The following is a 23,274-nucleotide window of genomic DNA, read 5'->3' as shown; positions in this document are numbered from 1 at the left end:
TCACAAATGCGGAATTGACGCGCCTCGCCGCGGGCCTAGAGTGGCGCGGCATTACCGGAGCCGGCCCGTGACCAAAACCCCGCTGTTTACCCCCGTTCTGATCGCAGGCTGTGTGATCATCGTCATGTCCTTTGCCATTCGGGCGTCGTTCGGCGTGTTCCAGATCCCGATTGCGGAAGAGTTCGGCTGGCTCCGCGCCGAGTTCAGCCTTGCCATTGCCATTCAGAACCTCGCCTGGGGCATCGGGCAGCCCATATTCGGCGCGCTGGCCGAGAAGATCGGCGACCGCAAGGCGATCATCCTCGGGGCGCTCACCTATGCGGCGGGGCTTGTGCTGTCGTCCTTTGCGGTGACGCCGGAGGCGCATCAGCTCTATGAGATCCTCGTAGGCTTTGGCATCGCGGGCACCGGCTTTGGCGTCATCCTCGCGGTGGTGGGCCGGGCGAGCAGCGACGAAAACCGGTCGATGAGCCTCGCCATTGCCACGGCGGCGGGGTCGGCGGGACAGGTGTTCGGCGCGCCGATGGCGGAATATCTCCTCGGGATGATGAGCTGGCAGGCGGTGTTCGTGGTCTTTGCGGTGACGATCCTCGCCACGCTCATGGTGTTGCCGATGATGCGCGCGCCGGAGCCGGTGAACCGGGCCGAGCTCGAAGAGAGCATGGGGGCGATCCTCAAGCGGGCGTTTCGCGATCCGAGCTATACGCTCATTTTCCTCGGGTTTTTCTCTTGCGGCTATCAACTGGCGTTCATCACGGCGCATTTCCCGGCCTTCGTGACCGAGCTCTGCGGGCCGATCCTGCCGGGTGGGGTGCTGCATGGGCTGGGGATCACCACCACCTCGGCGCTGGGCGCGGTGGCGGTGAGCCTCATTGGGCTCGCCAATATCGCGGGCACGTTGACGGCGGGCTATCTCGGCAAGCGCTATTCGAAGAAATACCTGCTGGCGGCGATCTATACCGGGCGGACGATTGTGGCGGCGGCGTTTATTCTGATGCCGATCACGCCGGCTTCGGTTCTGATTTTCTCGGTGGCGATGGGGTCCTTGTGGCTGGCCACGGTGCCGCTGACCAGCGGGCTCATCGCGCATATCTATGGGCTGCGCTATATGGGCACGCTCTATGGGATCATCTTTTTCTCGCACCAGCTTGGCAGTTTCATGGGCGTGTGGCTCGGCGGGCGGATGTATGACATCTATGGCGATTACACGATGGTCTGGTGGATCGGGGTCGGCATCGGCGCGTTCAGCGCCATCGTGCATCTGCCGATCCGCGAAGACCGCGCGCCGGTCGCGGCCTGAGCGCCGAGGCGCGGCGGTGGCTTTGGGTATTTGACACCAGAAAGAGGCGCTAGCCCTGACGCAGGAGCCGGGCGCAGCCGCGCAGGGCGGCGTCGTCATCGGTGATGAGCCAGAGCGGGATGTCCTCGAGGATGGCGCGGTAGGGGCCTTTTTGGGTGAAATTGGCGCGAAGCGCGGTGGTGTCGAGACGCGGCAGCAGCGCGCGGGCGAGACCGCCGATGAGGAAGATCCCGCCCATCGGCAGGTGGATCGTGGCGAAATTTCCCAAGACCTGACCGAGGAGCGTGGTGGCGGCGGCGCGCGTGTCGCGCTGGGCGGGGCTGTGGCCGGTGAGGATCTCTGCGGGACTGGCGTCTTGGTCATGCAGCGCCTTGTGGAGGCGGGAGAGGCCCGGGCCGGAGAGGAAGGCCTCGACCGGCAGGTGATCCATCTCGAGCCGGGCCATGGCGGGGGCAAGGTCTTCTAGATGCGGCAGGCGGGAATGGCCGGCCTCGGCGGGGGGGACGAAGAGGCGGGAGCCCAGATCATGGGTGACGGCGATGTTGCAGCCGGTGCCGAGCCCCAGCACCATGCGGGTGGCGCGGGGCGGTGGCGGGGTGGCCTGCCAGATTGGCGTGAGCCGGGCCGCGTCGAGATCGTCGAGCGCGTAGCCCTGGGCCTGCAGGTCGTTGATCAGGGTGACGCGGGTGGCGCCGGTGGTTTGGGCCAGGCGGTCCGCGTCGATCTGCCAGTCGCGGTTGGTGAGCTGGGCGCGGCCCGCGCGCACCGGGCCTGCGACCCCGGCGCAGAGCGCGGTGATCTCGGCCCCTTGCCCGGCCAGATATTCGGCGACGAGCCGGTCGAATTCCGGGTAGGCGTCATTGGCAAAGCTGGCGCTGCTGCCCGCCAAGAGCCCGTCATGCGTGGCGAGGCCGAGGCGGCTGTTGGTGCCGCCCACATCGGCCACGAGCCATGTCTCAGTCATCGGTGCGCCATTTGGCAAGCGTCTGCCGTGCCGTTTGGGCCAGCATCACCACGTCGATGCCGACGGCGAGGAAGTTTGCGCCCCAGTCGCGGTAGCGGCGGATGGTTGCGTCGTCGAGGGCGAGGATGCCGGCGGCGCGGCCTGCGGTGCGGATACGGGCGAGCGCGTCCTCGATGGTCTCGGCCACGTCCGCTTGCGAGGCGTCGCCCATATGGCCCATGTCGGCGGCAAGGTCCGAGGGGCCGATAAAGACGCCATCGACGCCGTCCACCGCGAGGATCTCGTCCAGCGCGTCGATGCCGGCGCGGGTTTCGACCTGTACCAGAAGGCACATCTGATCATTGGCGGTGGCGATGTAATCGGGGATGTCGGCGAAGTGCGAGGCGCGGGCGAGTGCCGCGCCAGAGCCCCGGATGCCATCGGGCGGGTAGCGCATGGCGCGGACCAGATCGCGGGCCTCCTCCGCGCTTTCGACCATCGGGATGAGCAGGGTCTGAGCGCCTGCGTCGAGCACCTGTTTGATGAGCCAGGGCTCGCCCATCGGCAGGCGCACCACCGGGTGGCTGTGCTGGCCGCGCAGCACGGCGAGCTGGGCCGAGATGCTGCGCAGGTCGTTGGGGGCGTGTTCGCCGTCGATCACCAGCCAGTCATAGCCCGCGGTGGCGAGCACTTCGGTGGCGTAGGGATCGGCGAACCCTGCCCAGCAGCCGAGCAGCAGATCGCCCGAGGCGAGGGCGGATTTGAAGGTGTTGGTGGGCGCGGGCATCGGGCGGCTCCTTGGAATGCGGTGGGCGCGGGCGGCTATGGCGGAGTTAACCGCCATTCGCCGCCCAAGGCCAGCCCTGTCAGCCCGCCTGCCCAGGAACGCCGCGCCGCAGGTCGCCCCGAAGGTCAGTCGACCTCGGAGAGCCGGGCCAGCGCTTCTTTGAGCTTGGTCTCTTCCTCTTCGCGCAGGGCGAGATTGTCGCGGGCCTCTTCGACCACCTCATCCGGGGCGCTGGCCACGAATTTCGGGTTGTTGAGCCGTCCGCGCAGGCCCCCGAGTTCCTTGGCGAGCTTGCCCAGTGTCTTTTCGAGACGGGCCTTTTCGGCGTCGATGTCGATGATATCGGCGAGCGGCAGGCCAAAGCTGCCGCCTTCGACGGCGACGGTGATCGAGCCTTTGGGGAAGCTTGCAACCTTATCGAGGCTCTCGACCCGGGTCAGGCGTTTGATCATCGTCTCGTTGCTGTCCCAGGCGGTCTGACCGGCGGCGTCGAGCGTGGTCACCACCATCGGGATTTTGGCACCGGCGGGCACATGCATCTGGGCGCGGGCCGAGCGGACCGCCTCGACAAGCGAGATCACCCAGTTCATTTCGCGGTCGGCGGCGGGATCGACGAACTCGGCCCCGTATGTCGGCCAATCGGCATGGGCGAGCATCGTGTCGCGGCGGCCCAAAGTGCCCCAGAGCTCTTCGGTGATGAAGGGCATGATCGGGTGCAGCAGGATCAGACATTGGTCGATGACCCAGGCCATGGTCGCCTGGGTTTCCGCCTTGGTGGCGTCATCGCCATCGAGCAGCAGCGGTTTCGAGAACTCGACATACCAGTCGCAGACCTTGCCCCAGACAAAGCCATAGAGCGCCTGTGCCGCGTCGTTGAAACGGAAGGTTTCGAGCGCCTCGTCCACCACCTGCCGGACCTTGGCGGTTTCGCCGATGATCCAGCGGTTGACCGTGGCCTCGGGTGTGGGGATCTGGCCATCGCTGCCGGTGGCGCCGTTCATCTCGGCAAAGCGGGCGGCGTTCCAGAGCTTGGTGCCGAAATTGCGATAGCCGGCGATGCGCTGCATATCGAGTTTCAGCACGCCGCCGAGCGAGGCCATGGCGGCATTGGTAAAGCGCAGCGCGTCGGCCCCGTATTCGTCGATGATCTCGAGCGGATCGATGACGTTGCCGGTGGATTTCGACATCTTCTTGCCCTTGGCGTCGCGGACGAGCCCGTGCAGGTAGACGGTGTCAAAGGGCACCTGATCGACGACGGCGAGTTGCATCATCATCATCCGGGCGACCCAGAAGAAGAGAATGTCCTGACCGGTGACCAGGGTCGAGGTCGGGAAATAGCGTTTGTATTCCTCGGTCTCCTCGGGCCAGCCGAGCGTGCCGATGGGCCACAGACCGGATGAGAACCAGGTGTCGAGCACGTCGGGATCGCGGGTGAGCGTGACGCCTTCGCCCGCCTGTGCCTGTGCCTCGGCCTCGGTCGGGGCGCAATATTGGTGGCCCTCCTCGTCGAACCACACCGGGATCTGATGGCCCCACCAGAGCTGACGCGAGATGCACCAAGGCTCGATGTTCTCGAGCCAGTGGTAATAGGTCTTTTCGCCGCTCTCGGGCAGGATCTTCACCGTGCCATCGCGCACCGCATCGAGGGCGGGGCCGACGATTTTCTCGGCATCGACGAACCATTGGTCGGTGAGCATCGGCTCGATCACCACTTTGGAGCGGTCGCCGAAGGGCTGCATGATCGGCTTGTTCTCGACCAGCGGCACGGCCACCTCCTGCGCGTTGCCGTCCTCGTCGGTGCGGGTCTCGGTCGTCATCACGGCGAGACCTTCGGCGGTGATTTCCTCGACCACCTTGGCGCGGGCCTCGAACCGGTCGAGACCGCGCAGGTGATCGGGGACGAGGTTGATCGCATCGGCCTCGGCCTCGGTGAAGGCCGCCCCCTTGGCATGGGCCTGGGCCTTGGCGGCCTCGTCGGCATAGGGGGCGCCATCGGCCCGCATCTGGCCGCGGGTGTCCATCAGCCGGTACATCGGGATGCCGCCGCGCTTGGCCACCTGATAGTCGTTGAAATCATGGGCGCCGGTGATCTTGACCGCGCCCGAGCCGAAATTCGGATCGGGGTAATCATCGGTGATGATCGGGATCAGGCGGCGGTGTTCCTTGGGACCGACGGGGATTTCGCAGAGTTGGCCTACGATGGGCGCGTAACGTTCGTCCGAGGGGTGCACCGCCACCGCGCCATCGCCGAGCATGGTTTCGGGGCGCGTCGTGGCGATGGAGATATAGTCGCGGGTCTCGCGGAGGGTGACGTTGCCGTCCTCGTCCTTCTCGACATAGTCATAGGTGGCGCCGCCGGCGAGCGGGTATTTGAAATGCCACATGTGACCGGCCACTTCGACATTCTCGACCTCGAGATCGGAAATGGCGGTTTCAAAATGCGGGTCCCAGTTGACCAGCCGCTTGCCGCGATAGATCAGCCCCTTGTTGTACATCTCCACAAAGACCTTGATCACCGCGTCGTGGAAATTCGGCGAGTTTTCGTGGCCCGTGCTTGTGTCGCCCGCCGCGCCCGCCATGGTAAAGGCAGTGCGGTCGAAATCGCAAGACGCGCCGAGGCGCTTGAGCTGATTGATGATGGTGCCGCCCGATTGCTCTTTCCAGGCCCAGATCCGCGACAGGAACTCATCACGGCTGAAATCCGTGCGCTTCTTGCCCTCTTTGGCAAGCTCGCGTTCGACGACCATCTGGGTGGCGATGCCCGCGTGATCGGTGCCGGGCTGCCAGAGCGTGTCAAAGCCCTGCATCCGCTTCCAGCGGATGAGAATATCCTGCAGCGTGTTATTGAAGGCATGGCCCATGTGCAGCACGCCGGTGACATTGGGCGGCGGGATCATGATGGAATAGCTGTCGCGGCCGGGCTTGGCATTGGCCCCGGCCCGGAAAGCGCCGGCCTGTTCCCAGGCCTCGATAAGCCGTGCCTCAGCTGCGGCCGCGTCAAAGGTTTTTTCCATCGCCATCGTCTGTCGTCCTGTACCGGAAGGGGTTTGCCCCTCCCTTAGCGAATGGCCGCGCAAAGGAAAAGGGTGTGCCCCCCGAGGCCGCGCGCCTGTGGCGCGGGCGGGACAGGGGTATTTGTCACCAGAAAGAGGCGCGAAACCTCTTGTTAACCCAGAGCTGCGAAAGTGACGGGGCGGTACAGGCTGGGGAGCCGATGACCGTACCAGGAAGAGGCCGCCCTGTGCCTTGCGGGGCCGGGGCGGTTATCAAAGGGTTCGTTTAGCAGGACCGGGCGCAGGGCCAAGATGCGGCCTTGCGTCTTTCTGGTGTCAAATACCCAAATCCGACATCGGCCCGGGGCGCAGCCGTGGCGGATCAGGCGGCGCGGCGGGCGGCGACGGCGTCATCCACCAGTGGCTCACGCGCGCCGGGGCGGATCACCTCGGGATCATAGGGCGTGCGGGCAAAGAGCTCTTCCACCATCGGCGCGAAAAACTCGAGCGGCAGCGTGTCATACTCGGGGTCGAAAGACGCCTGATCCCAGCGCTCGCAGAATTGCGCATTGTCGTCGAAATAGGGGTTGCCGCGATGGCGTTCGCGCTTGTGCTGGTCGAAGCCGTCGAGGTGGTGCCCGTAGTAGAGCATCTGAAAATCGCCATGGGTCTGCACCACCCAGGCGCATTGCTCGCGGATGAAGGGGCGCAGGATGGTGGCGGCGTATTCATCGTGGTTATAGGGCGCGTAGATGTCGCCGATGTCATGCAGGAGCGCCGCCACGACCCAGTCGACATCGGCCCCGTCGCGCCAGGCGCGGGTGGCGGATTGGACGGAATGGCCGAGCCGGGTGATCTGATAGCCCGAGAGGCTTTCATCCAGTTCCGAAAGCGCCTTGAGCAGCCGTTTGGCGGTGTGTTTCGTGTGGTCGATCTCATGGGCGGTGAGGAATTCATAATCTTCCTTGGTGCCGTCCTTCATCTGCGTGAAGCTGACCTTGTCCATCTTTGAGGCTCCTTGCTGTGCCGCGTCAGGCGCGGTCATGTTCCCTGTTCCGCGTATAAGCCTACTGTCTTGGACGCGCCTTGGGCCAGCGCTTTTGCTTGGGCGCGGCGGATCGTGTCGTAGAGGGCGAGCGCCTGCGGGTGGAAGGGCGCGCGCGGCGGCATGTAATGGAGGAAATTGCCGCTATGATCGGCGCCGCGGGCCATCATGGCGTAGTCGCGGTCGGCGACCTCTTGACGGGCGTTGGGGTTGAGATAGCGGATGGCGAAGCCGATGCGCCGGTCGTCCGAGCCATTGGGGCCAGAGCCATGGATCGTCAGCCCATGGTGCAGCGACATCTGCCCCGGCTGCAGTTCGATATGGGTTTTGTCGCCCTCGGCCACCTCGACGGCGATTTCCTGACCGCGCGACAGGAGGTTGGTTTCGGAGAAGGTGTCGACATGCGGCAGGATCGGGTTTTTATGGCTACCGCGCACGAAATCCATGCAGCCCGAGGCGCAGGTGGCGGGCGAGAGGGCGATCCAGGCGGTGACCTGATCCGAGGTTTCGCCCATGCCCCAATAGGTCAGATCCTGATGCATGCCGACCACATGTTTGGTGCGCGGCTCCTTGATGAAGAACTCGGCCGACCAGACCATGAGATCGGGGCCGAGCACGCCTTCGACCACGTCGAGCACGCGCGGGTCGAGCGCCAGACGCGCCGCCAGTGGCAGGACGCAATGGGCGTTGACGCGCAGGTAGCTGTTGAGCGGCAGCGGCAGGTCGGCGGCACGCCACTCCGCCTCGAGCGTCTCAAATTCGGAGCGGATGGCGGCGGCCTCGGCCGCGTCCATCACTGTGATCGGATGCAGAAACCCGTCCTGCCAGTAGCGGTCCTGCAGCCCGGTATCGAGCTGTCCCGCCGCAAGCGCCAGTGCCGTCATCGCCTGTTCCTCCCTCTGCGATATCGCCTGTTCTGCTCCGAGCCTAGCCGGGGCTTGGGCGGCGGCGATAGGCGAAAGACTGGACGCTGAGGGCAAGCTGGGCTTAGCCTCGGGATATGAGTCTCAAGTTGCCCTCTCTCAACTGGTTGCGCGTGTTTGAAGCCGCCGCGCGTCACGAGAGCTTTGCCCGGGCGGCGCAGGAGCTCAACATGTCGGCGGCGGCGGTGAGCCAGCAGGTGCGGGCGCTGGAGGACCGGTTGCGGCGGCCGCTGTTCGAGCGGCAGGCCCATGCAGTGCGGTTGACCGAGGCCGGGCGGGCCTATTTGCCGTCGATCCAGCAGGCGCTCAGCACGGTGGACAGCGCCACCCATGGGCTGTTTGGCGCGGCCCCCGGTCAGCAGCTTTTCGTGCAATGCGAGCCGATGTTCGCGCAAGGTCTGCTGGCGCGGTTCCTGCCGCGCTATTGCGAGGCGCATCCCGAAGTGGCGGTGACCGTCACCACGATCAGCCAGTGGCGCGGCGGGCTGCGCGAGGTGGCCGATCTCGAGATCGTGTTCGGGCAGACGGCGACGCTTGGCCGCGACAGTGAGGCGCTGTTGGGCGAGCGGATCTATCCGGTGGCGCGGGCCGGGTTGGCGCAAGAGATTTCCGCGCCGGCGGACCTCTTGCAGCATCGGTTGATCAATCTCGGCGAACATCGCGCCGGGTGGTTGCAGCTTTTCGAGCATCTCGGGCTCATGCCCGGGCGGGCGCGATTCCTGCAGACCGAGGACACGGTGACCGCGATGGCGCTGGCGCGCGAGGGGCTGGGCATTGCGCTGGCGCGGGCGCCGGCCAGCGATCAGGCGATGCGTGACGCGGGGCTGGTGGCGTGTCTGCCGGGGCTGTCGATCGCCGGGCGCGAGAGCTATCATCTGGTGTGCCGCGATCTGGCGGCGTTGCGTCCGGCGGCGCGGGGGTTTCGCCGCGGGCTTCTCGACTATTGTGCCGAGGTGGCGGCGGGTGTGGCGGCGGGGGGCGCGGACACACGGGGCTAAAAAATCCCGTGATAGCGCCCTGACCCGCCCGTCTTTTCGCCTATGTTAAGAGTAAGGTGCGAGTGTGTGTCCCTGTCAGGTCGACGCAACAACGGGGTGTCCGCGCGATGTCGATGCGCAGATTGATCAAATGGATTTCCGATCTGGGCATACCGGGTCTGCGGCAACGGCGGCGCGGTCAGGCGCATCACCGGGGCCAGATGACCCATGTTCTCATTCTCGATGGCACGATGTCGACGCTGGCCGAAGGGTTCGAGAGCAATGCAGGCCTCACCTACAAGCTCTTGGATGAGATCGGCGGGCCGTCGCTGTCGATCTATTACGAGGCCGGGCTGCAATGGCAGGATTGGCGCAGCACCCGCGATATCATCACCGGCGGCGGGCTCAACCGGCAGATCCGGCGCGCCTATGGCTATCTCGCCAGCCGCTATCGGCCCGGCGACCGGATTTTCCTCTTTGGCTATTCGCGGGGGGCGTTCGCGGTGCGGTCGCTGGCGGGGGCGATCGACAAGGTCGGGCTCTTGCGGGCGGAACATGCGACAGAGCGCAACGTCAACCTCGCCTATCGGCATTATCGCAGCATCAACCCCAATGGCGCGATGTCGGAGTTTCGCGAGGCCTATTGCCACGAGACGGTAGAGATCGAGATGATCGGCGTCTGGGACACGGTCAAGGCGCTGGGCTGGCGGCTGCCGATCCTGTGGCGGTTCAAGGAGGACAGCCATGCGTTTCACAACCATGCGCTGTCGCCGGTGGTGCGGCACGGCTATCACGCGCTGGCGCTGGATGAGACGCGGGCGGCGTTCGAGCCGGTGATGTGGCACTCGCCCGAGGGCGGCAAGGGCCGGGTCGAGCAGGTCTGGTTTCGCGGCACTCATGGCGATGTGGGCGGGCATCTGGGCAGTTTTCACGAGGCGCGGCCGCTGTCGAATATCCCGCTGGTGTGGATGCTGGAGAAGGCCGAAGCCTGTGGGCTGGCGCTGCCGGGAGAGTGGCACAAGCGGTTTGCCTGTGATCCCGAGGCGCCGTCGGTGGGGCGCTGGCGGGGCTGGGGCAAGCTTTTCCTCATCCGCCGCGAGCGGGTGGTGGGGGCCGACCCGTCCGAGCATCTGCACCCTTCGGTGCGCCGCGACGACCCGCATCTGACGACGCCGCAGAGGGTGGTGTAGGCCCCCTGCCCTCGCAGCTTTTCAAACTCGGTCAGTCCTGACGCGCCTGCATGATGAGGCAGGTGGTCGAGCCGGTGGCGTAGAGGCGGTCGTCGTCGATGCCGCGGATTTCGCCGCTGGCGACGCCGGTGGAGCGGCCCGCGTGGCTCACCGTGCCGACCGCGCGGACAGAGGTGCCGAGCGGGATGGCGCGGGTGATGTTCACCTTGTATTCGAGCGTGGTGTAATAACTGCCCTGGGGCACGCAGGTCATCACCGCGCAGGCCATGCAGCTATCCAGCAGGGTGCCGTACTAGCCGCCATGGGTGCCGCGCATCGGGTTGGTGGTGTTGAACCCCGGGCTGCCCTCAAAGACGACGCGGCCCTCGGCGACTTCGGTCAGGTGAAAGCCGAGGGTGCGGCCGATGGGCGGGCCGGACAGCTCGCCGCGCAGCACCGCCTGCATGAAATCGAGCCCCGAACGGGACAAAAGATCCGCCATATCGGGCAGATCGTCGAGAGTTTCGGCAAATGTGAGGGTCAAGGACAGGCTCCGCGTCGCACCAATGCTCAGGGTGTTATTGGTGCGCCGCGGAGGCCTGTCAACCGCGCGACTTAGGCCACATCGCGCAGTTTCACCTTGGGGGTCACCCCAAGCGCGTGACAGATGTCACGGGTCAGTTCGGGCCGGTTCAGCGTGTAGAAATGCAGGGTTTCGACGCCTTCCTCGAGAAGATCGCTGCAAAGCTCGGTCGCCAGAGCGGTGGCGAGCAGGTCTTCGCGCCCGTCGCGGGTGGCCTTGTCGAAGGCATCGTCGAGCCATTGCGGCACGCCGGTGCCACAGGCGGTGGCAAAGCGGCGGGTGTTCGACCAGTTCTCGATCGGCAGGATGCCGGGCACGATGGGCGCGTCGATCCCGGCCTTGGCACAGCGGTCGCGGAAGCGCAGGAAGGTCTCGGCCTCGAAGAAGAACTGGGTGATCGCTTCGCTCGCGCCGGCGTCGATCTTGCGCTTGAGCCAGTCGATATCGGCGGCGTCATCGGCGGCCTCGGGGTGGCGTTCGGGATAGGCCCCGACGCGGATGTTGAACCGGCCAGTGTCCGCCAGCGCCGAGATCAGCGCGCAGCTGTCCTCGAACCCGTCGGGATGCGGGCGGAAGCCACCGGAGCCCTTGGGCGGATCGCCCCGCAGCGCCACGATGTCGGTGACACCGGCGCGGGCAAAATCATCGGCGATGGCGAGGGTTTCAGAGCGGCTCGCATCGACGCAGGTCAGATGGGCCGCGACCTTGAGACCGGCGGATTTGTGCAGGGTTTCGACCGCTTCGCGGGTGAGCTGACGGGTGGTGCCGCCCGCGCCGTAGGTGACGGAAACGAAACGCGGCTCGAGCGGGGCCAGGGTCTGCACCGTGTCCCACAGGCGGAAGGACGCCTCGAGCGTCTTGGGCGGGAAGAATTCAAAAGAGATGGCAGGCGTGGTCATCTGGGTGATCCTCTGGCTTGGGTCTTGAGTTCTTGTTGCAGGCGCAGCATGATTAGGCAAATTCATATTCCTCACAAAGAACATGAGGCCGACCACAAGATGCATATTGAGTTTCGCCATCTCCGCACGATCCGCGCGATCCATCAGGCCGGGGGGCTGGCCCGGGCGGCGGACCTGTTGCACATCACGCAATCGGCGCTCAGCCATCAGATCAAGGGGCTTGAGGATCAGGCCGGGGTCGAGCTTTTCGTGCGGCGGTCGAAGCCGATGAAGCTCTCGGCGGCGGGTCTGCGGCTGTTGCGGGTGGCGGAACGGGTGCTGCCGGAGATCGAGGCGCTGGAGGATGAGTTCAGCGGGCTGCGGGAGGGCAGTTCGGGTCGGCTGCATATCGCGATTGAATGCCATGCCTGTTTCGAATGGCTCTTTCCGGTGCTGGAGCAGTTCCGCAAGCCGTGGTCGGAGGTCGATGTGGACATCCGGCCGGGGCTCGCCTTTGACGCGCTGCCGGCGTTGCAGAAGGAAGAGGTCGATCTGGTGGTCTCGTCCGACCCAGAGACCCTGCCCGGCATCAGTTTCAAGCCGCTGTTCGATTACGAGCCGGTGTTCTTGGCGTCGCGGCATCATCCGCTGGCGGAAAAGCCCTTCGTGGTGGCCGAGGATTTCCGCGATGAGACGCTCATCACCTATCCCGTGGACCGGTCGCGGCTCGATGTGTTCACCGAGCTGCTGACCCCCGCCAAGGTCGAACCGAAAGCCACGCGGCAGGTCGAGCTCACGGCGGTGATCCTGATGCTGGTGGCGTCGGGACGCGGGGTGGCGGTGCTGCCCGATTGGGTGGTGCGCGAGCTGCACGGGTCGAGCGATTACGTGGTGCGGCGGGTGACCGAGGCGGGGCTCACCAAGCGGCTCTATGCGGCGATCCGGGACGATGATGCGGACAAGCCCTATATGTCGCATTTCCTCAAGCTGGGGCGGGACATTCCGGTGCGGTTGCAGCGGCGGGCGGCGGCGCCGGCCTGAGGCTGCGGGTTTTGCCCCATCGGGCCTTGGCAAGACGGGCTTTGGCGCGTATACGCGCGGCTTGATAAACAGGAGCCCGTGATGATCGGCAGTGCAAATCTCAACATCATGATCAAGGCGGCCCGCAAGGCGGGTCGGTCGCTGGTCAAGGATTTCCGCGAGGTCGAGAACCTTCAGGTCTCGATGAAGGGTGCGGGCGATTTCGTGAGCCGGGCCGATCTGCGGGCCGAAGAGATCCTCAAGGAAGCGCTGCTCGAGGCGCGGCCGACCTATGGCTGGCTGGCCGAGGAAGGTGGCGAGATCGCCGGTGCGGACCCGACCCGGCGCTGGATCGTCGATCCGCTCGACGGGACCACGAATTTCCTGCATGGCCTGCCCCATTGGGCGGTGAGCATCGGCCTTGAACATAAGGGCCAGATCGTTGCGGGCGTCATTTTCGACGCCGCCAAGGACGAGATGTTCTATGCCGAAAAGGGCGAAGGCGCCTGGATGAACGAGAGCCGTTTGCGGGTGTCGGGGCGGTCGAAAATGATCGAATCGATCTTTGCCACGGGCGTGCCTTTTGGTGGCCGGAGCGACCTGCCCCACACGCTGCAGGACCTTGCGCGGCTGATGCCTGTCTGTGCCGGTGTGCGGCGCTGGGGGGCGGCGGCGCTGGATATGGCTTATGTGGCGGCGGGCCGCTATGAGGGGTTCTGGGAGCGGCGGTTGAACGCCTGGGATCTGGCGGCGGGGGTTGTCATCCTGCGCGAGGCGGGTGGCATGGTGCAACCGCTTGATCCGCAAGGAAATATCATCGAAGACGGCAATGTGGTCTGTGCCAATGAGCAGGTCTTCGAGAAATTCGCCAAGGTCATTCGCAACGCCTAAGGCGCGCGAAACGGCCTGTCGGTAAAACGTCGGTAACGCATCGGTATCACGCCGGTGCGTTTTTTCGTGGGCGAGTTACCGATCCGAGGGGTGATTGACCCCATCATGCCAGCCGATCGGTTCATGCTCGGCCGGGTTGACGCCTTCGAGCGCGCCCATGTTCACACCATATTCGTTCGGGTTCGAGCGGCGGCGGTGATGGGTGTAGATGCCGCAGACCGAGCAGAAATGATGGCGGGCCGTCTTGGTGCCCCATTGGTAGAGCGTGAGCTTGTCCGCGCCGCGCAGAATCTCGAGCCCGTCGAGCGGCACGGTGACGGCGGGGGTGCCCCGGCGGCGGCAGAAGCTGCAATCGCAGCGCCGCGCGGTGTCGAGCCCTTCGGCCAGCTGCACGCGCAGCTCGACCGCGCCGCAATGGCAGGTCAGGGTCATGGGGTGAGAGAGATCGGTGCTCATTTGCGCCTCCGGACGGTGGGAATGCGGGTCACTTTGCGCACGGTCGGGATGCGCGTCGCGTCATAGCGGTATTCGGCCTCGGGATGCGGCGGCTGGCCGTGGTTGCGGGTCCAGAAACCCGCGCCACCCAGCCGCAAAAACAGCGGCAGGGTCAGCGCCACGCCGATGACAAAGCCCCCGGCATGGGCCCAATAGGCGACGCCGCCCATATCGGGATCGGCGCCGAGGCCGCTATAGAGCTGCAGCGCGAACCAGGCACCGAGCACCAGCCAGGCGGGCACGGTGAAGATGCGGAAGAGGATGATCAGGATCAGCAGGATGTCGACCTTGGCGCGCGGGAAGAGCAGCAGGTAGCCGCCCATCACCCCGGCGATGGCCCCCGAGGCGCCCACCGTCGGCACGAGAGAGCCGGGACCAGAGGCGTAATGCACCAGCCCCGCGCCGAGCCCCGAGACGAGATAGAAGAGCGCAAAGCCAAAATGGCCCATTTCGTCTTCCATATTGTCGCCGAAGATCCACAAAAAGAGCATGTTGCCCAGAAGGTGCATCCAGCCGCCATGCATGAACATGGAGGTCAAAAAGCCGTGGTAGTGATAGCCTTCGGTGACGAGCGCCGGCACCAAGGCAAATTCGGCATAGATCTGCATCAAGGCCTGATCGCTGGTGGCCAGCGGGTAATAGGCCAGAAAGATCAGCACATTGGCCGCAATCAGCGTCCAGGTGACATAGGGCCTGCGCCCAGAGGGGTTGTGGTCGCGGATCGGGAACATGGGCAAACCATGTCCCCGAGCCGCGGGCGCGTCAAGAGACGCCGCCGAGCAGCGCCGCGTTGCCGCCTGCGGCGGTGGTGTCGACGCAGACATGGCGTTCGTGGCAGACATGGCCGGTGTCGGGCATTCCGGTGATCAGCGGCAGGATCGGGCCGGGCCGCGCGGCGAGTGCGCGGGCATAGGCGCGGCCCTGCGCCGCATCGCCCCACCAGAGCGCCCCGGAGATGCCGTGAAGCGCGGTGAGCGCCTCGGGCATGAGCCTGCCAGAGGTCACCACGGCACGACCGCCAAGGGCGCGGACTGCCTCGGCCTGGGCCTCGGCCAGATCGGCCCCCGGCCCCATGCACAGGAGCGGCTCGCGGGCAAAGACGCTCAGCCGGTTCGATTCGCCGGTCGGTCCGGGCAGGATGAGCGCGCGGGTCTCCGGGCCTGCGGGGGCCTTGGCCAGCGCCTGTGCCAGATCTTTGGCACCCATCTCCTCCGACCAGTCGCCCTGCCCCTCAGGCGCTTCGGGCGCGGGACGCGCGGTGAAGCGGGTCAGGTAATGCGGGCCGCCCGCCTTGGGGCCAGTGCCCGAGAGACCTTCGCCGCCGAAGGGCTGGCTTCCGACGATGGCGCCGATCTGGTTGCGGTTCACATAGATATTGCCCGCATGCACCGCCTCGGTCACATGCTGCACCCGGTCGTCGATCCGGGTCATCAGGCCGAAGGTCAGCCCATAGCCGGTGGCGTTGATCGCACCGATCACCTCGTCGAGCTGATGGCTCTTGAAGGTGGCGATGTGGAGGACCGGGCCGAAGATTTCCCGCTCGAGATCGGCAATGCCGCCGATCTTGATCAGCGTGGGCGCGATGAAGGTGCCCGCGTTCGGGGTCTTGAGCTCATAGACCAGCCGGCCCTCGGCGCGGGCGGTCTGGATATGGGCGTCGATCCCGGCGCGGGCCTCTTCGTCGATCACCGGGCCGACATCGGTCGAAATCTGCCAGGGCTGGCCGATGTGGAGCGCATCCATCGCGCCGATCAGCATCTCGGTGAAGGGGGTGGCGATGTCCTCTTGCACATAGAGGCAGCGCAGGGCCGAGCAGCGCTGACCCGCCGATTGGAAGGCGCTTTCGACGATGGCCTGCACCGCCTGTTCGGGCAGCGCCGTGCTGTCGACGATCATCGCGTTGAGCCCGCCGGTTTCGGCGATGAGCGGCGCGCCGGGGGCGAGGTTTTCGGCCATGGTGGCGCGGATTTTCTGCGCCGTTTCGGTCGAGCCGGTGAAGGCCACGCCGCCAATGCGGGGATCGGAGGTCAGCGCCGCGCCGACATCGCCGGCACCGGGCAGCAATTGCAGTGCGGTTTTCGGCACGCCCGCCTCATGCAGGAGCGAGATGGCGCGATGGGCGATGAGCGGCGTCTGTTCCGCCGGTTTCGACAGCACCGCATTGCCTGCGGCCAAGGCGGCGGCAATCTGACCGGTGAAGATGGCGAGCGGAAAGTTCCACGGGCTGATGCAGGTGAAGAGGCCGACGGGCGGGTCCTGTGGCGCGTTGGCGCCGTAGTAGCGCAGGAAATCCACCGCTTCGCGGAGCTCGGCCACGGTGTCGAGCGGGATTTTCCCGGCCTCACGGGCGAGCAGCGCGAAGATCTCGCCGAAATTCTCCTCATAGAGATCGGCGGCGCGGTTGAGCACGCGGGCGCGGTCCTCGGCCGGGGCGTCCCAGGGCGCGGCATGGGCGAGCGCGGTCTCGATATCCGCAGCACTTGCCTCGGCCACCGAGCCGGGGCTGTCGGCGGGATCGGCGGGGTTGGTGAGATCGCGCGGCGCCTTGGGCGCGGCGTCGCCCGCCAAGAGCGGCGCGGCCTGCCAGCGGTGCTGGGCAAAGGGCGCGCGGGCCGCGTCGATCAGGTCGAGCGTCGGCTGATGGGTGAGGTCGAAGCCTTTGGAGTTCGGCCGTTCCGGCGCAAAGAGATCGGGGGCGCGGGTGATCGCGGCCTGGCTATGGCTCAGCGCCTCTTCGAGCAAGTCAAAGGGATCGCGGGCGACCTCTTCGGGGCTCACATCTTCGTCGACGATCTGGTTCACAAAGCTCGAGTTGGCGCCGTTTTCCAGCAGACGGCGCACCAGATAGGCGAGCAGGTCGCGATGCGCGCCGACGGGGGCGTAGATGCGGCAGCGGGTGCCCTGGTTGCTCAGCACCAGATCATGCAGCGCCTCGCCCATGCCATGCAGGCGCTGAAACTCGAATGTTTCGCGCTCGTCCCCGGCCATGTGGAGGATGGCGGCGACGGTATGGGCGTTATGGGTGGCGAATTGCGGGTAGATGCGGTCGGTCATGCCGAGCAGTTTGCGGGCATTGGCGATATAGCTCACATCGGTGGCGGGTTTCGCGGTGTAGACCGGGAAGCCGTCGATGCCCTCGACCTGGGCGCGCTTGATCTCGGTGTCCCAATAGGCGCCCTTGACGAGCCGCACCATGATGCGCCGGTCGAGCCGGGTCGAGAGCTCGTAGAGGTAGTCGAGCACGTGACCGGCCCGCTGGCCATAGGCCTGCACCACGACGCCGAACCCGTCCCAGCCGTCGAGCGCCGGTTCCGAGAGCACGGTTTCGATGACATCGAGCGAGAGCGCCAGGCGGTCGCTTTCCTCGGCGTCGATGTTGAGCCCCATGCGGGCGGATTTGGCCAGCAGCGCGAGGCTGCGCAGGCGGGGCATGAGCACCGCCATCACCTCGTCGCGCTGGGCCACCTCGTAGCGGGGATGCAGCGCCGAGAGCTTGACCGAGATGCCGGGGTTCTTGCGGATGTCGCGGTCGGTGCAGGCCTCGGCGATGGCGGTGATGGCGCGGCTATAGGCGAGGTGATAGCGGGTGGCGTCGGCATCGGTGCGCGCCGCCTCGCCGAGCATGTCATAGGAGTAGGTATAGCCCTTCTTCTCCATGTTGCGGGCGCGGTCCATGGCACTGCGGATGGTTTCGCCCAGCACGAACTGGCGGCCCATTTCCTTCATGGCGCGGCCGACGGCGGTGCGGATCACCGGCTCGCCCAGACGTTTGATCGCCTGCCGCAGATGGCCGACGGGGCCGGGCTTTTGATCCTCGCGGAGCACCCGCCCGGTGAGCATCAGCGCCCAGGTCGAGGCGTTGACCAGGCTCGAGGTGGAATGGCCCATATGGCTGCCCCAGTCGGAGGGCGCGATCTTGTCCTCGATGAGCGCGTCGATCGTGTCGGCATCGGGCACCCGCAGCAGCGCCTCGGCCAGACACATGAGCGCGATGCCCTCGTCGGTCGAGAGGCCATATTCGGCGAGAAACACCTCCATCATGCCGGGATCGGTGCGGGCGCGGATGTCGCGCACCAGATCGGCGCCGCGGGCGGCGATGGCGGCGCGGTCCTCGGCGCTCAGCCCGGCCTCGGCGATGAGCCGTTTGAGCGTGGTCGCCTCGGGGGCGTAGGTGTCGTGGTCGATACGGGCGCGGGCATCCAGGGCTGTGGTCATGTGAGAGATCCCAAGAGAAGTGATTTGACCTAGATTACACCCGGGCGATGCGGTAGATTTCCCGATTATTGACGGATCGCAGGCCAAATGACGGAAAAGCGCGATGGGTAGCAGCCAAAACGACCAGATTGAGCTCGACCGGTTCGACCATGCGATTCTGCGCGCCCTGTCGGCGGATGGGCGGATGAGCATCACCGAACTCGCCAGCCGCATCGGGCTGTCGAAATCGCCGACCCAGGCGCGGCTGCGGCGGTTGGAACAGGCGCGGGTGATCACCGGCTATCGCGCCGAGGTCGATCCGATCCGTCTCGGCCGGGATCATGTGAGTTTCGTGCAGGTGCGGCTGACCGATACGCGCGAGGCGGCGCTGGCGTCGTTCAACGCGGCGGTGCTGCGGGTGCCGGAGATCGAAGAGGCGCATATGATCGCGGCGAATTTCGACTATCTGCTCAAGGTGCGGACCCATGATATGGGCGATTACCGCCGGGTTCTGGCCGAGCAGATCTCGACCCTGCCGCATGTGTCGCACACCTCGACCCATGTGGCGATGCAGGCGGTCAAGGACAGCGGGCTCGCCGAGATGATCTAGCGGCCTCTGCCGCCGCGCACGGTCTTTACACCCCCGGCCAGCCCAGTATTGTCGCGCCACGTGCGGGCGTGATGGAATGGTAGACATACCAGACTTAAAATCTGTTGGGCCTTGTGCCCGTGTGGGTTCGAGTCCCACCGCCCGCACCACACTCGCTCTGCGGCATTCTCCCTCTCTCCTATCGCTGGCAGGCGCGCCGTTCGATGCAGGCGCGTTTGGGGATCGTTCTGCGATGGGGATGAGTTCAGGGGATCAGGTCGAGCCCCGTTGCGAACAGGCGGTCGAGATCGGCGGCGTGGCGCCCGACAACGCGGGGGTCGCAACCCCCGCGCATAGGCTGATCGCCATAGCCACTCGTACCATGAGTACACACACAAACCTTGATAATCACACAGTTTTTCTTAACGCACTTTTAACGAAACGTTAAGAGAAATCGTGTAGTCGGCACATCCTTAGGATGATTCGTGAGGCTGAAACGCCCCGAAAGGCTGTGTTATGAGGCCACGGGTTCGGGGCAAAGCTCGGGCAGTTTGATGCGTTGGATCTTGCCCGAGGGGCCCTTGGGCAGATCGTCGAGCAGATGGATGCAATCCGGCGATTTGAACCGGCCCAGACGGTCGTGGCACAGCGCGATCAGATCGGCCTCGGTCAGGGGCGAGCCGTCGCAGAGCCGCACCGCCGCTTCGACCCGTTCGCCATAGGTCTTGCAGGGCCGGGCAAAGGCCGCCGCCTCGACCACGTCGGGATGGGCGTAGAGCGCCTCGTCGATCTCGCGCGGGGCGATGTTTTCGCCGCCCTTGATGATCAGCTCCTTGAGCCGGCCGGTGACATAGACATAGCCATCGGCGTCGATATGGCCGAGATCGCCGGTGCGGAGCCAGCCATCGGGGCCGAAGGTGTCGCGCGTGGCCTCGGGGTTCTTGAAATAACCGCGCATCACGTTGGGGCCGCGCACCGCGATCTCGCCCTGGGTGTGGGGCGGCAGCGGGGTGAGCGCGGGCGACAGGATGCAGGCCTCGTTGCCATAGGCGCGACCGGGCGAGCCGATCTTGCGCACGCCGGGGGGCAGCGGGTTCGACAGGATCTGGGCCGCGGTTTCGGTGAGCCCCATGGTTTCGATGATCGGCACGTCGAAGCGGGTTTCAAAGGCGGTCTGGACATCGGGCGACAGCGCCGAGCTGGCCGAGCGGCCAAGGCGCAGGCGGGCGCGGGTGGCCTCGCCCGGGGTGATGTCGGAATGCAAAAGATGCGAGATGATCGTTGGCACCACCGAGAACCAGGTGGCGCGGGCGGTTTCGCATTGGTCCCAGAACCGGCTCGCCGAGAATTTCTCGGCCACGGCGAGGGTGCCGCCGGAGATCAGCGTGCTCATCACCGTCACGCAGAGCCCGTTGATATGATAGATCGGCAGCACGCAGAGGCCGCAATCCGAGGCGCTCAGCTCATGCGCGATGGTCGGGGTCCAGCCGCCGGCCAAGAGGCTCGCATGGCTGTGGATCACGCCCTTGGGGCGGCCGGTGGTGCCGGAGGTGTACATCAAGAGCGCGTCATCCTCGGGGCGCAGCGGGTGCAGCTCGGCCCCGACCCCGTCGCGCGGGGCAAAGGCGGTCTGGCCGTCGGGGCGGGTGCGGGAAAAGAGATCCTGCTGGGCCTCGCCGACCAGCGCCACGGGGGCCTCGCAATGGTCGAGCGCATAGGCGATGGCCTCGTCCCCGGCGACGAGGTTGATCACCGTGGCGCGAAAGCCGCCATAGAGCACGCCAAAGAGGGATTCGATGGCGGCGCGTCCGTTGGGCTGCAGGATGGCGACGCTGGTGCCCTTGGCCAGATCCTGCACGGTGAGCGCCTGGGCCAATTGCCGCGCCCGGTTGCGCAGTGCCGCCCAGGTGAGCGGATCGCCTCCGTCGAAGAACAGAAAGGCGGGGCGGTCCGGGGTGGTGGCGGCGCGATGGTCGAGCCAGTCGCGCAGCGTGCCCGCGGGCGGCGTTTGCGCGTCGATCTTCATTGCCCTGCCTCCGCCCAGTACTCGGCGAAAATCTCGTCGAGCGAGGGCTCGTTCGCGGGAATTTCGCGCACCACTTTGGTGGTTTGCAGGAAATGTTTCCAATGCAGGTTTTCGTCGATGGCGTTGCCGCCCCAGCCGCCGCAGCCCATCGAGAGCGAAAACGGCATGCCATTGTTGAACGCCCCGCCGGTGGCGAAGGTATGCGCCTGATTGACGATGACGCGGCAGGTCGGCATGTGACGGCCAAGCTCTACCGCGCGCTCGTCGCGGGCGGTGTGGATGCCGATGGAATGGCCGGCGCCCTGATAGGCGAGGATGCGGGCCGCGATCTCGGCGGCATGGTCGTAATCGCGGGCGCGGTAGAGGGCCGCGACGCGGCTCAGCTTTTCGCCCGAGAGCGGGTGATCGGGGCCGATCCCGTCGGTTTCGACCGCGAGGAATTTGGTGTCGTCGGGCACTTGGCCCGCGAGCCCCAGCGCCGCGATCATCTTGTCCGCGTCCTGTGCGATGACCTCGCGGTTGAGATGGCCGTCGGGCCAGAGCCGCGAGACGATCTGCGCCGCGTCACGGACCAGCGCGCCGCCCTCGTCGGCGAGCGCCGCGATGAACTCGTCATAGATCGCATCGACCACGATCATCGAGTTCTCGGAGGAACAGGAGGTGGCGTTGTCGAAGGTCTTGGAGGCGGTGATCTTGGCCGCTGCCGCCGCGAGATCGGCGGTCTCGTCGACGATCACCGTGACATTGCCCGCCCCCACCGCGACGGCGGGGGTGCCGCAGGTCTGGGCGCGGTGGACGTTGTTCTGACTGCCGGTGCAGATCACCCGGTCGCAGAGCTCCATCATGGCCTGGGTCTTGGCCTTGGAGCCGGGGGCGGGGATCATCTGGACGAGATCGGGGTCGAGGCCGATTTTGCCCAGCTCGGCATGGATATACTCGAGCAGCAATTCGCAGGCGGCCACGCCCTTTGGCGAGGGGGCCACGACGACGGCATTGCCGCATTTGAGCGCGTTGATGATGTTGTTGGCCGGGGTTGCCGCCGGGTTGGTCGAAGGCACGACCGCGCCGATCACGCCGATGGGCCGGGCGATGGTGGTGATGCCGGTGGCGGCGTCGTCTGACAGGATGCCATGGGTCGCCACGCCCTTGATGTCGCGCATCAGGCCAAGCGTCTTGCGATGGTTCTTGGTGATCTTGTCGGGCACATTGCCGAGACCGGTGGTTTCCACCGCAAGTTCGGCGAGGCGGCGGTTGCGCGTGGGCTCCATGATGGCCCAGGCGGCGGCCTGCGCGGCCCGGTCATAGCGCTCTTGGCTCGCGTCCGTTTCATAGGCGCGCTGGGCGGTGCGGGCGCGGGCCATGATGGCCTCGACCTGGGCGGTTTCGTCATGTGCGTTCATCGGGAGCATCCTTATCTGGATGGGCATGGCGGGCGGCCGGGACCGGGCCGCCATGCCCCAGGGAGAGACAGGTCAGAGACCTGCGAGAAGGTCCTTCAGGGTGGTTTCGCGGGCCTCCCACATCTTCTTGACCTCGTCGCGGGTCATGATGTGCATCGGCGAGCCGCCGGCCTCCATCTTCTTGGCGACGGCGTCGTTGCGGAACATTTCGGGGACTTTGGCGGCGAGCACGTCGATCACCTCTTGCGGGGTGCCCTTGGGGACCATCACACCGCGAAAGTTCACCGAGGCGTCGTCGATGTCATAGCCCTGTTCCTTGAGCGTCGGCACATCGGGCAGGAAGCTGCTGCGTTCGAGATCGAAGACGCCGAGGATCTTGATATTGCCGGCCTGTTCGGCGCGATAGGCATCCGAGAGGTTGTTGACCCCGCCCATCACTTCGCCCGCGATCACCGCTTTCATCGCGGCCGCGCCGCCGCCTTTGGTCGGGATATAGGCCATCTTGACCCCCGCCGCCTTTTCCAGCTGCAGCGCCGCGATATGGTGGCCCACAAAGAGGCCCGCGCCCGAGAAGGTGAGCTTGCCGGGGTTTTCCTTGGCATAGTTCACCACGTCGTCCATCGAGTTCATCGGGCTGTCTGCCGCGACCACGAAGACCGCCGGATCGGCGCCCCAGTTGGCAATGGGTTCAAAGCTGTCGGCGCTGTAGGAGACGCCACCCTTGACCGACTGGGCAATGAAATGCGGGATGTTATAGGCCCCGAGCGTATAGCCGTCGGCCTCGGCCTGGGTGGCGAACCAGTTCCAGCCGACACGGCCGCCCGCGCCGGGTTTGTTGAGGATGGCGATGGGCATGCCGAGCGCGTCCTCGTTGCCCGCGGTCATGGTGACGATGCGGGCCTGGAAATCGGTCGCGCCGCCGGCGCCATAGCTCACCATCATCATGATGGGCCGTTCCGGATATTCGGCCAGCGCCGCGCCCCCGGTCAATGTGGTCAGGGCCAAGGCGACCCCTGCGATCAGTTTTTTCATTCTCTTATCCTCCCTAGGATGGTTGATCG

18 protein-coding genes, 1 tRNA gene and 1 pseudogene are annotated in these 23,274 nt (G+C 65.9%); 7 read left to right on the top strand and 13 right to left on the bottom strand.

Translation table 11 applies throughout. The features are described 5' to 3' along the window. Window positions 1-124: 124 nt before the first annotated feature. The gene (locus ISM_RS08370) at window positions 125-1,300 is read left to right on the top strand and encodes an MFS transporter (RefSeq protein ID WP_050754177.1); all 1,176 of its coding nucleotides are present in this window, start codon (window positions 125-127) and stop codon (window positions 1,298-1,300) included. A 49-nt stretch (window positions 1,301-1,349) separates the two neighbouring features. On the opposite strand, the gene ISM_RS08365 is transcribed toward ISM_RS08370, so the two are convergent. The 5 genes from ISM_RS08365 to ISM_RS08345 form a co-directional block, all read right to left on the bottom strand. Then, window positions 1,350-2,264 (bottom strand): glucokinase, encoded by a 915-nt coding sequence (locus tag ISM_RS08365; RefSeq protein WP_009813702.1) that lies wholly within the window; start codon window positions 2,262-2,264, stop codon window positions 1,350-1,352. Further along, a complete protein-coding gene (locus tag ISM_RS08360) occupies window positions 2,257-3,030 on the bottom strand; it encodes an aldolase/citrate lyase family protein (RefSeq protein ID WP_009813701.1) in 774 nt (257 codons plus the stop codon). The genes ISM_RS08365 and ISM_RS08360 overlap by 8 nt, the downstream gene beginning before the upstream one ends. Before the next feature lie 125 nt (window positions 3,031-3,155). Continuing rightward, window positions 3,156-6,050 (bottom strand): valine--tRNA ligase, encoded by a 2,895-nt coding sequence (locus ISM_RS08355; RefSeq protein ID WP_009813700.1) that lies wholly within the window; start codon window positions 6,048-6,050, stop codon window positions 3,156-3,158. A 355-nt stretch (window positions 6,051-6,405) separates the two neighbouring features. Next, window positions 6,406-7,029 (bottom strand): HD domain-containing protein, encoded by a 624-nt coding sequence (locus ISM_RS08350; RefSeq protein ID WP_009813699.1) that lies wholly within the window; start codon window positions 7,027-7,029, stop codon window positions 6,406-6,408. Window positions 7,030-7,064: 35 nt separating this feature from the next. Further along, complete coding sequence (locus ISM_RS08345; RefSeq protein ID WP_009813698.1) at window positions 7,065-7,952, bottom strand: phytanoyl-CoA dioxygenase family protein; 888 nt, start codon at window positions 7,950-7,952, stop codon at window positions 7,065-7,067. Window positions 7,953-8,068: 116 nt separating this feature from the next. Between ISM_RS08345 and ISM_RS08340 the strand changes: the two genes are divergently transcribed. Together ISM_RS08340 and ISM_RS08335 are read left to right on the top strand one after the other, a co-directional pair. Beyond that, entirely contained in the window at window positions 8,069-8,989 is a 921-nt protein-coding gene (locus ISM_RS08340; RefSeq protein WP_009813697.1) for a LysR substrate-binding domain-containing protein, read from the top strand. 107 nt (window positions 8,990-9,096) lie between these two features. Beyond that, window positions 9,097-10,158 carry a DUF2235 domain-containing protein gene (locus ISM_RS08335; protein WP_009813696.1) on the top strand — a complete coding sequence of 354 codons (1,062 nt, stop codon included), beginning with the start codon at window positions 9,097-9,099 and terminating at the stop codon, window positions 10,156-10,158. Window positions 10,159-10,189: 31 nt separating this feature from the next. Here the strand turns inward: ISM_RS08335 and ISM_RS08330 are convergent. Beyond that, window positions 10,190-10,639: pseudogene (locus ISM_RS08330) on the bottom strand (PaaI family thioesterase). Between the two features lie 113 nt (window positions 10,640-10,752). Continuing rightward, complete coding sequence (gene metF, locus ISM_RS08325) at window positions 10,753-11,619, bottom strand: methylenetetrahydrofolate reductase [NAD(P)H] (protein WP_009813693.1); 867 nt, start codon at window positions 11,617-11,619, stop codon at window positions 10,753-10,755. Between the two features lie 99 nt (window positions 11,620-11,718). Here metF and ISM_RS08320 point away from each other — a divergent pair, with 99 nt between their 5' ends. Together ISM_RS08320 and ISM_RS08315 are read left to right on the top strand one after the other, a co-directional pair. After that, window positions 11,719-12,639: a LysR family transcriptional regulator gene (locus ISM_RS08320; protein ID WP_009813692.1), complete on the top strand. Its 921-nt coding sequence runs from the start codon at window positions 11,719-11,721 to the stop codon at window positions 12,637-12,639. An 81-nt stretch (window positions 12,640-12,720) separates the two neighbouring features. After that, on the top strand, window positions 12,721-13,509 hold the full coding sequence (locus ISM_RS08315) for an inositol monophosphatase family protein (protein ID WP_009813691.1): 789 nt from the start codon (window positions 12,721-12,723) through the stop codon (window positions 13,507-13,509). Between the two features lie 75 nt (window positions 13,510-13,584). On the opposite strand, the gene ISM_RS08310 is transcribed toward ISM_RS08315, so the two are convergent. Genes ISM_RS08310 through putA form a run of 3 tightly spaced genes read right to left on the bottom strand, consistent with a single transcriptional unit; the run spans window position 13,585 to window position 18,219 of the window. Beyond that, the gene (locus ISM_RS08310) at window positions 13,585-13,965 is read right to left on the bottom strand and encodes a GFA family protein (protein WP_009813690.1); all 381 of its coding nucleotides are present in this window, start codon (window positions 13,963-13,965) and stop codon (window positions 13,585-13,587) included. Further along, window positions 13,962-14,735: a rhomboid family intramembrane serine protease gene (locus ISM_RS08305; RefSeq protein WP_009813689.1), complete on the bottom strand. Its 774-nt coding sequence runs from the start codon at window positions 14,733-14,735 to the stop codon at window positions 13,962-13,964. Before ISM_RS08305 ends, ISM_RS08310 begins: the two co-directional genes overlap by 4 nt. A gap of 31 nt (window positions 14,736-14,766) precedes the next feature. Further along, window positions 14,767-18,219, bottom strand: coding sequence for a bifunctional proline dehydrogenase/L-glutamate gamma-semialdehyde dehydrogenase PutA (putA, locus tag ISM_RS08300; protein ID WP_009813688.1), 3,453 nt, complete (start codon window positions 18,217-18,219; stop codon window positions 14,767-14,769). A 103-nt stretch (window positions 18,220-18,322) separates the two neighbouring features. Here putA and ISM_RS08295 point away from each other — a divergent pair, with 103 nt between their 5' ends. After that, window positions 18,323-18,808: an Lrp/AsnC family transcriptional regulator gene (locus ISM_RS08295; RefSeq protein ID WP_009813687.1), complete on the top strand. Its 486-nt coding sequence runs from the start codon at window positions 18,323-18,325 to the stop codon at window positions 18,806-18,808. 62 nt (window positions 18,809-18,870) lie between these two features. Beyond that, a tRNA-Leu gene (locus tag ISM_RS08290) sits at window positions 18,871-18,957 on the top strand. A 344-nt stretch (window positions 18,958-19,301) separates the two neighbouring features. Here the strand turns inward: ISM_RS08290 and ISM_RS08285 are convergent. The 3 genes from ISM_RS08285 to ISM_RS08275 all read right to left on the bottom strand — a co-directional run bounded on the left by ISM_RS08285 (window position 19,302) and on the right by ISM_RS08275 (window position 23,245). After that, a complete protein-coding gene (locus ISM_RS08285; protein WP_009813686.1) occupies window positions 19,302-20,813 on the bottom strand; it encodes a class I adenylate-forming enzyme family protein in 1,512 nt (503 codons plus the stop codon). Next, complete coding sequence (gene sauS / locus ISM_RS08280) at window positions 20,810-22,213, bottom strand: acylating sulfoacetaldehyde dehydrogenase (RefSeq protein ID WP_040618398.1); 1,404 nt, start codon at window positions 22,211-22,213, stop codon at window positions 20,810-20,812. The genes ISM_RS08285 and sauS overlap by 4 nt, the downstream gene beginning before the upstream one ends. A gap of 72 nt (window positions 22,214-22,285) precedes the next feature. After that, window positions 22,286-23,245, bottom strand: coding sequence for a tripartite tricarboxylate transporter substrate binding protein (locus tag ISM_RS08275; protein ID WP_009813684.1), 960 nt, complete (start codon window positions 23,243-23,245; stop codon window positions 22,286-22,288). Window positions 23,246-23,274: the final 29 nt, after the last annotated feature.

The sequence above is a fragment of the Roseovarius nubinhibens ISM genome, from assembly GCF_000152625.1.
Lineage (GTDB): Bacteria > Pseudomonadota > Alphaproteobacteria > Rhodobacterales > Rhodobacteraceae > Roseovarius > Roseovarius nubinhibens.
This window is presented reverse-complemented; position numbering and strand designations above follow the sequence as displayed.

Coding starts and splice junctions, on each gene's coding strand:
- ISM_RS08315 (WP_009813691.1), top strand. CDS start 12,721: ATGATCGGCAGTGCAAATCTCAACATCATGATCAAGGCGGCCCGCAAG.
- ISM_RS08355 (WP_009813700.1), bottom strand. CDS start 6,050: ATGGCGATGGAAAAAACCTTTGACGCGGCCGCAGCTGAGGCACGGCTT.
- ISM_RS08335 (WP_009813696.1), top strand. CDS start 9,097: ATGTCGATGCGCAGATTGATCAAATGGATTTCCGATCTGGGCATACCG.
- ISM_RS08340 (WP_009813697.1), top strand. CDS start 8,069: ATGAGTCTCAAGTTGCCCTCTCTCAACTGGTTGCGCGTGTTTGAAGCC.
- ISM_RS08305 (WP_009813689.1), bottom strand. CDS start 14,735: ATGTTCCCGATCCGCGACCACAACCCCTCTGGGCGCAGGCCCTATGTC.
- ISM_RS08320 (WP_009813692.1), top strand. CDS start 11,719: ATGCATATTGAGTTTCGCCATCTCCGCACGATCCGCGCGATCCATCAG.
- ISM_RS08360 (WP_009813701.1), bottom strand. CDS start 3,030: ATGCCCGCGCCCACCAACACCTTCAAATCCGCCCTCGCCTCGGGCGAT.
- putA (WP_009813688.1), bottom strand. CDS start 18,219: ATGACCACAGCCCTGGATGCCCGCGCCCGTATCGACCACGACACCTAC.
- sauS (WP_040618398.1), bottom strand. CDS start 22,213: ATGAACGCACATGACGAAACCGCCCAGGTCGAGGCCATCATGGCCCGC.
- ISM_RS08370 (WP_050754177.1), top strand. CDS start 125: ATGTCCTTTGCCATTCGGGCGTCGTTCGGCGTGTTCCAGATCCCGATT.
- metF (WP_009813693.1), bottom strand. CDS start 11,619: ATGACCACGCCTGCCATCTCTTTTGAATTCTTCCCGCCCAAGACGCTC.
- ISM_RS08365 (WP_009813702.1), bottom strand. CDS start 2,264: ATGACTGAGACATGGCTCGTGGCCGATGTGGGCGGCACCAACAGCCGC.
- ISM_RS08350 (WP_009813699.1), bottom strand. CDS start 7,029: ATGGACAAGGTCAGCTTCACGCAGATGAAGGACGGCACCAAGGAAGAT.
- ISM_RS08295 (WP_009813687.1), top strand. CDS start 18,323: ATGGGTAGCAGCCAAAACGACCAGATTGAGCTCGACCGGTTCGACCAT.
- ISM_RS08310 (WP_009813690.1), bottom strand. CDS start 13,965: ATGAGCACCGATCTCTCTCACCCCATGACCCTGACCTGCCATTGCGGC.
- ISM_RS08345 (WP_009813698.1), bottom strand. CDS start 7,952: ATGACGGCACTGGCGCTTGCGGCGGGACAGCTCGATACCGGGCTGCAG.
- ISM_RS08285 (WP_009813686.1), bottom strand. CDS start 20,813: ATGAAGATCGACGCGCAAACGCCGCCCGCGGGCACGCTGCGCGACTGG.
- ISM_RS08275 (WP_009813684.1), bottom strand. CDS start 23,245: ATGAAAAAACTGATCGCAGGGGTCGCCTTGGCCCTGACCACATTGACC.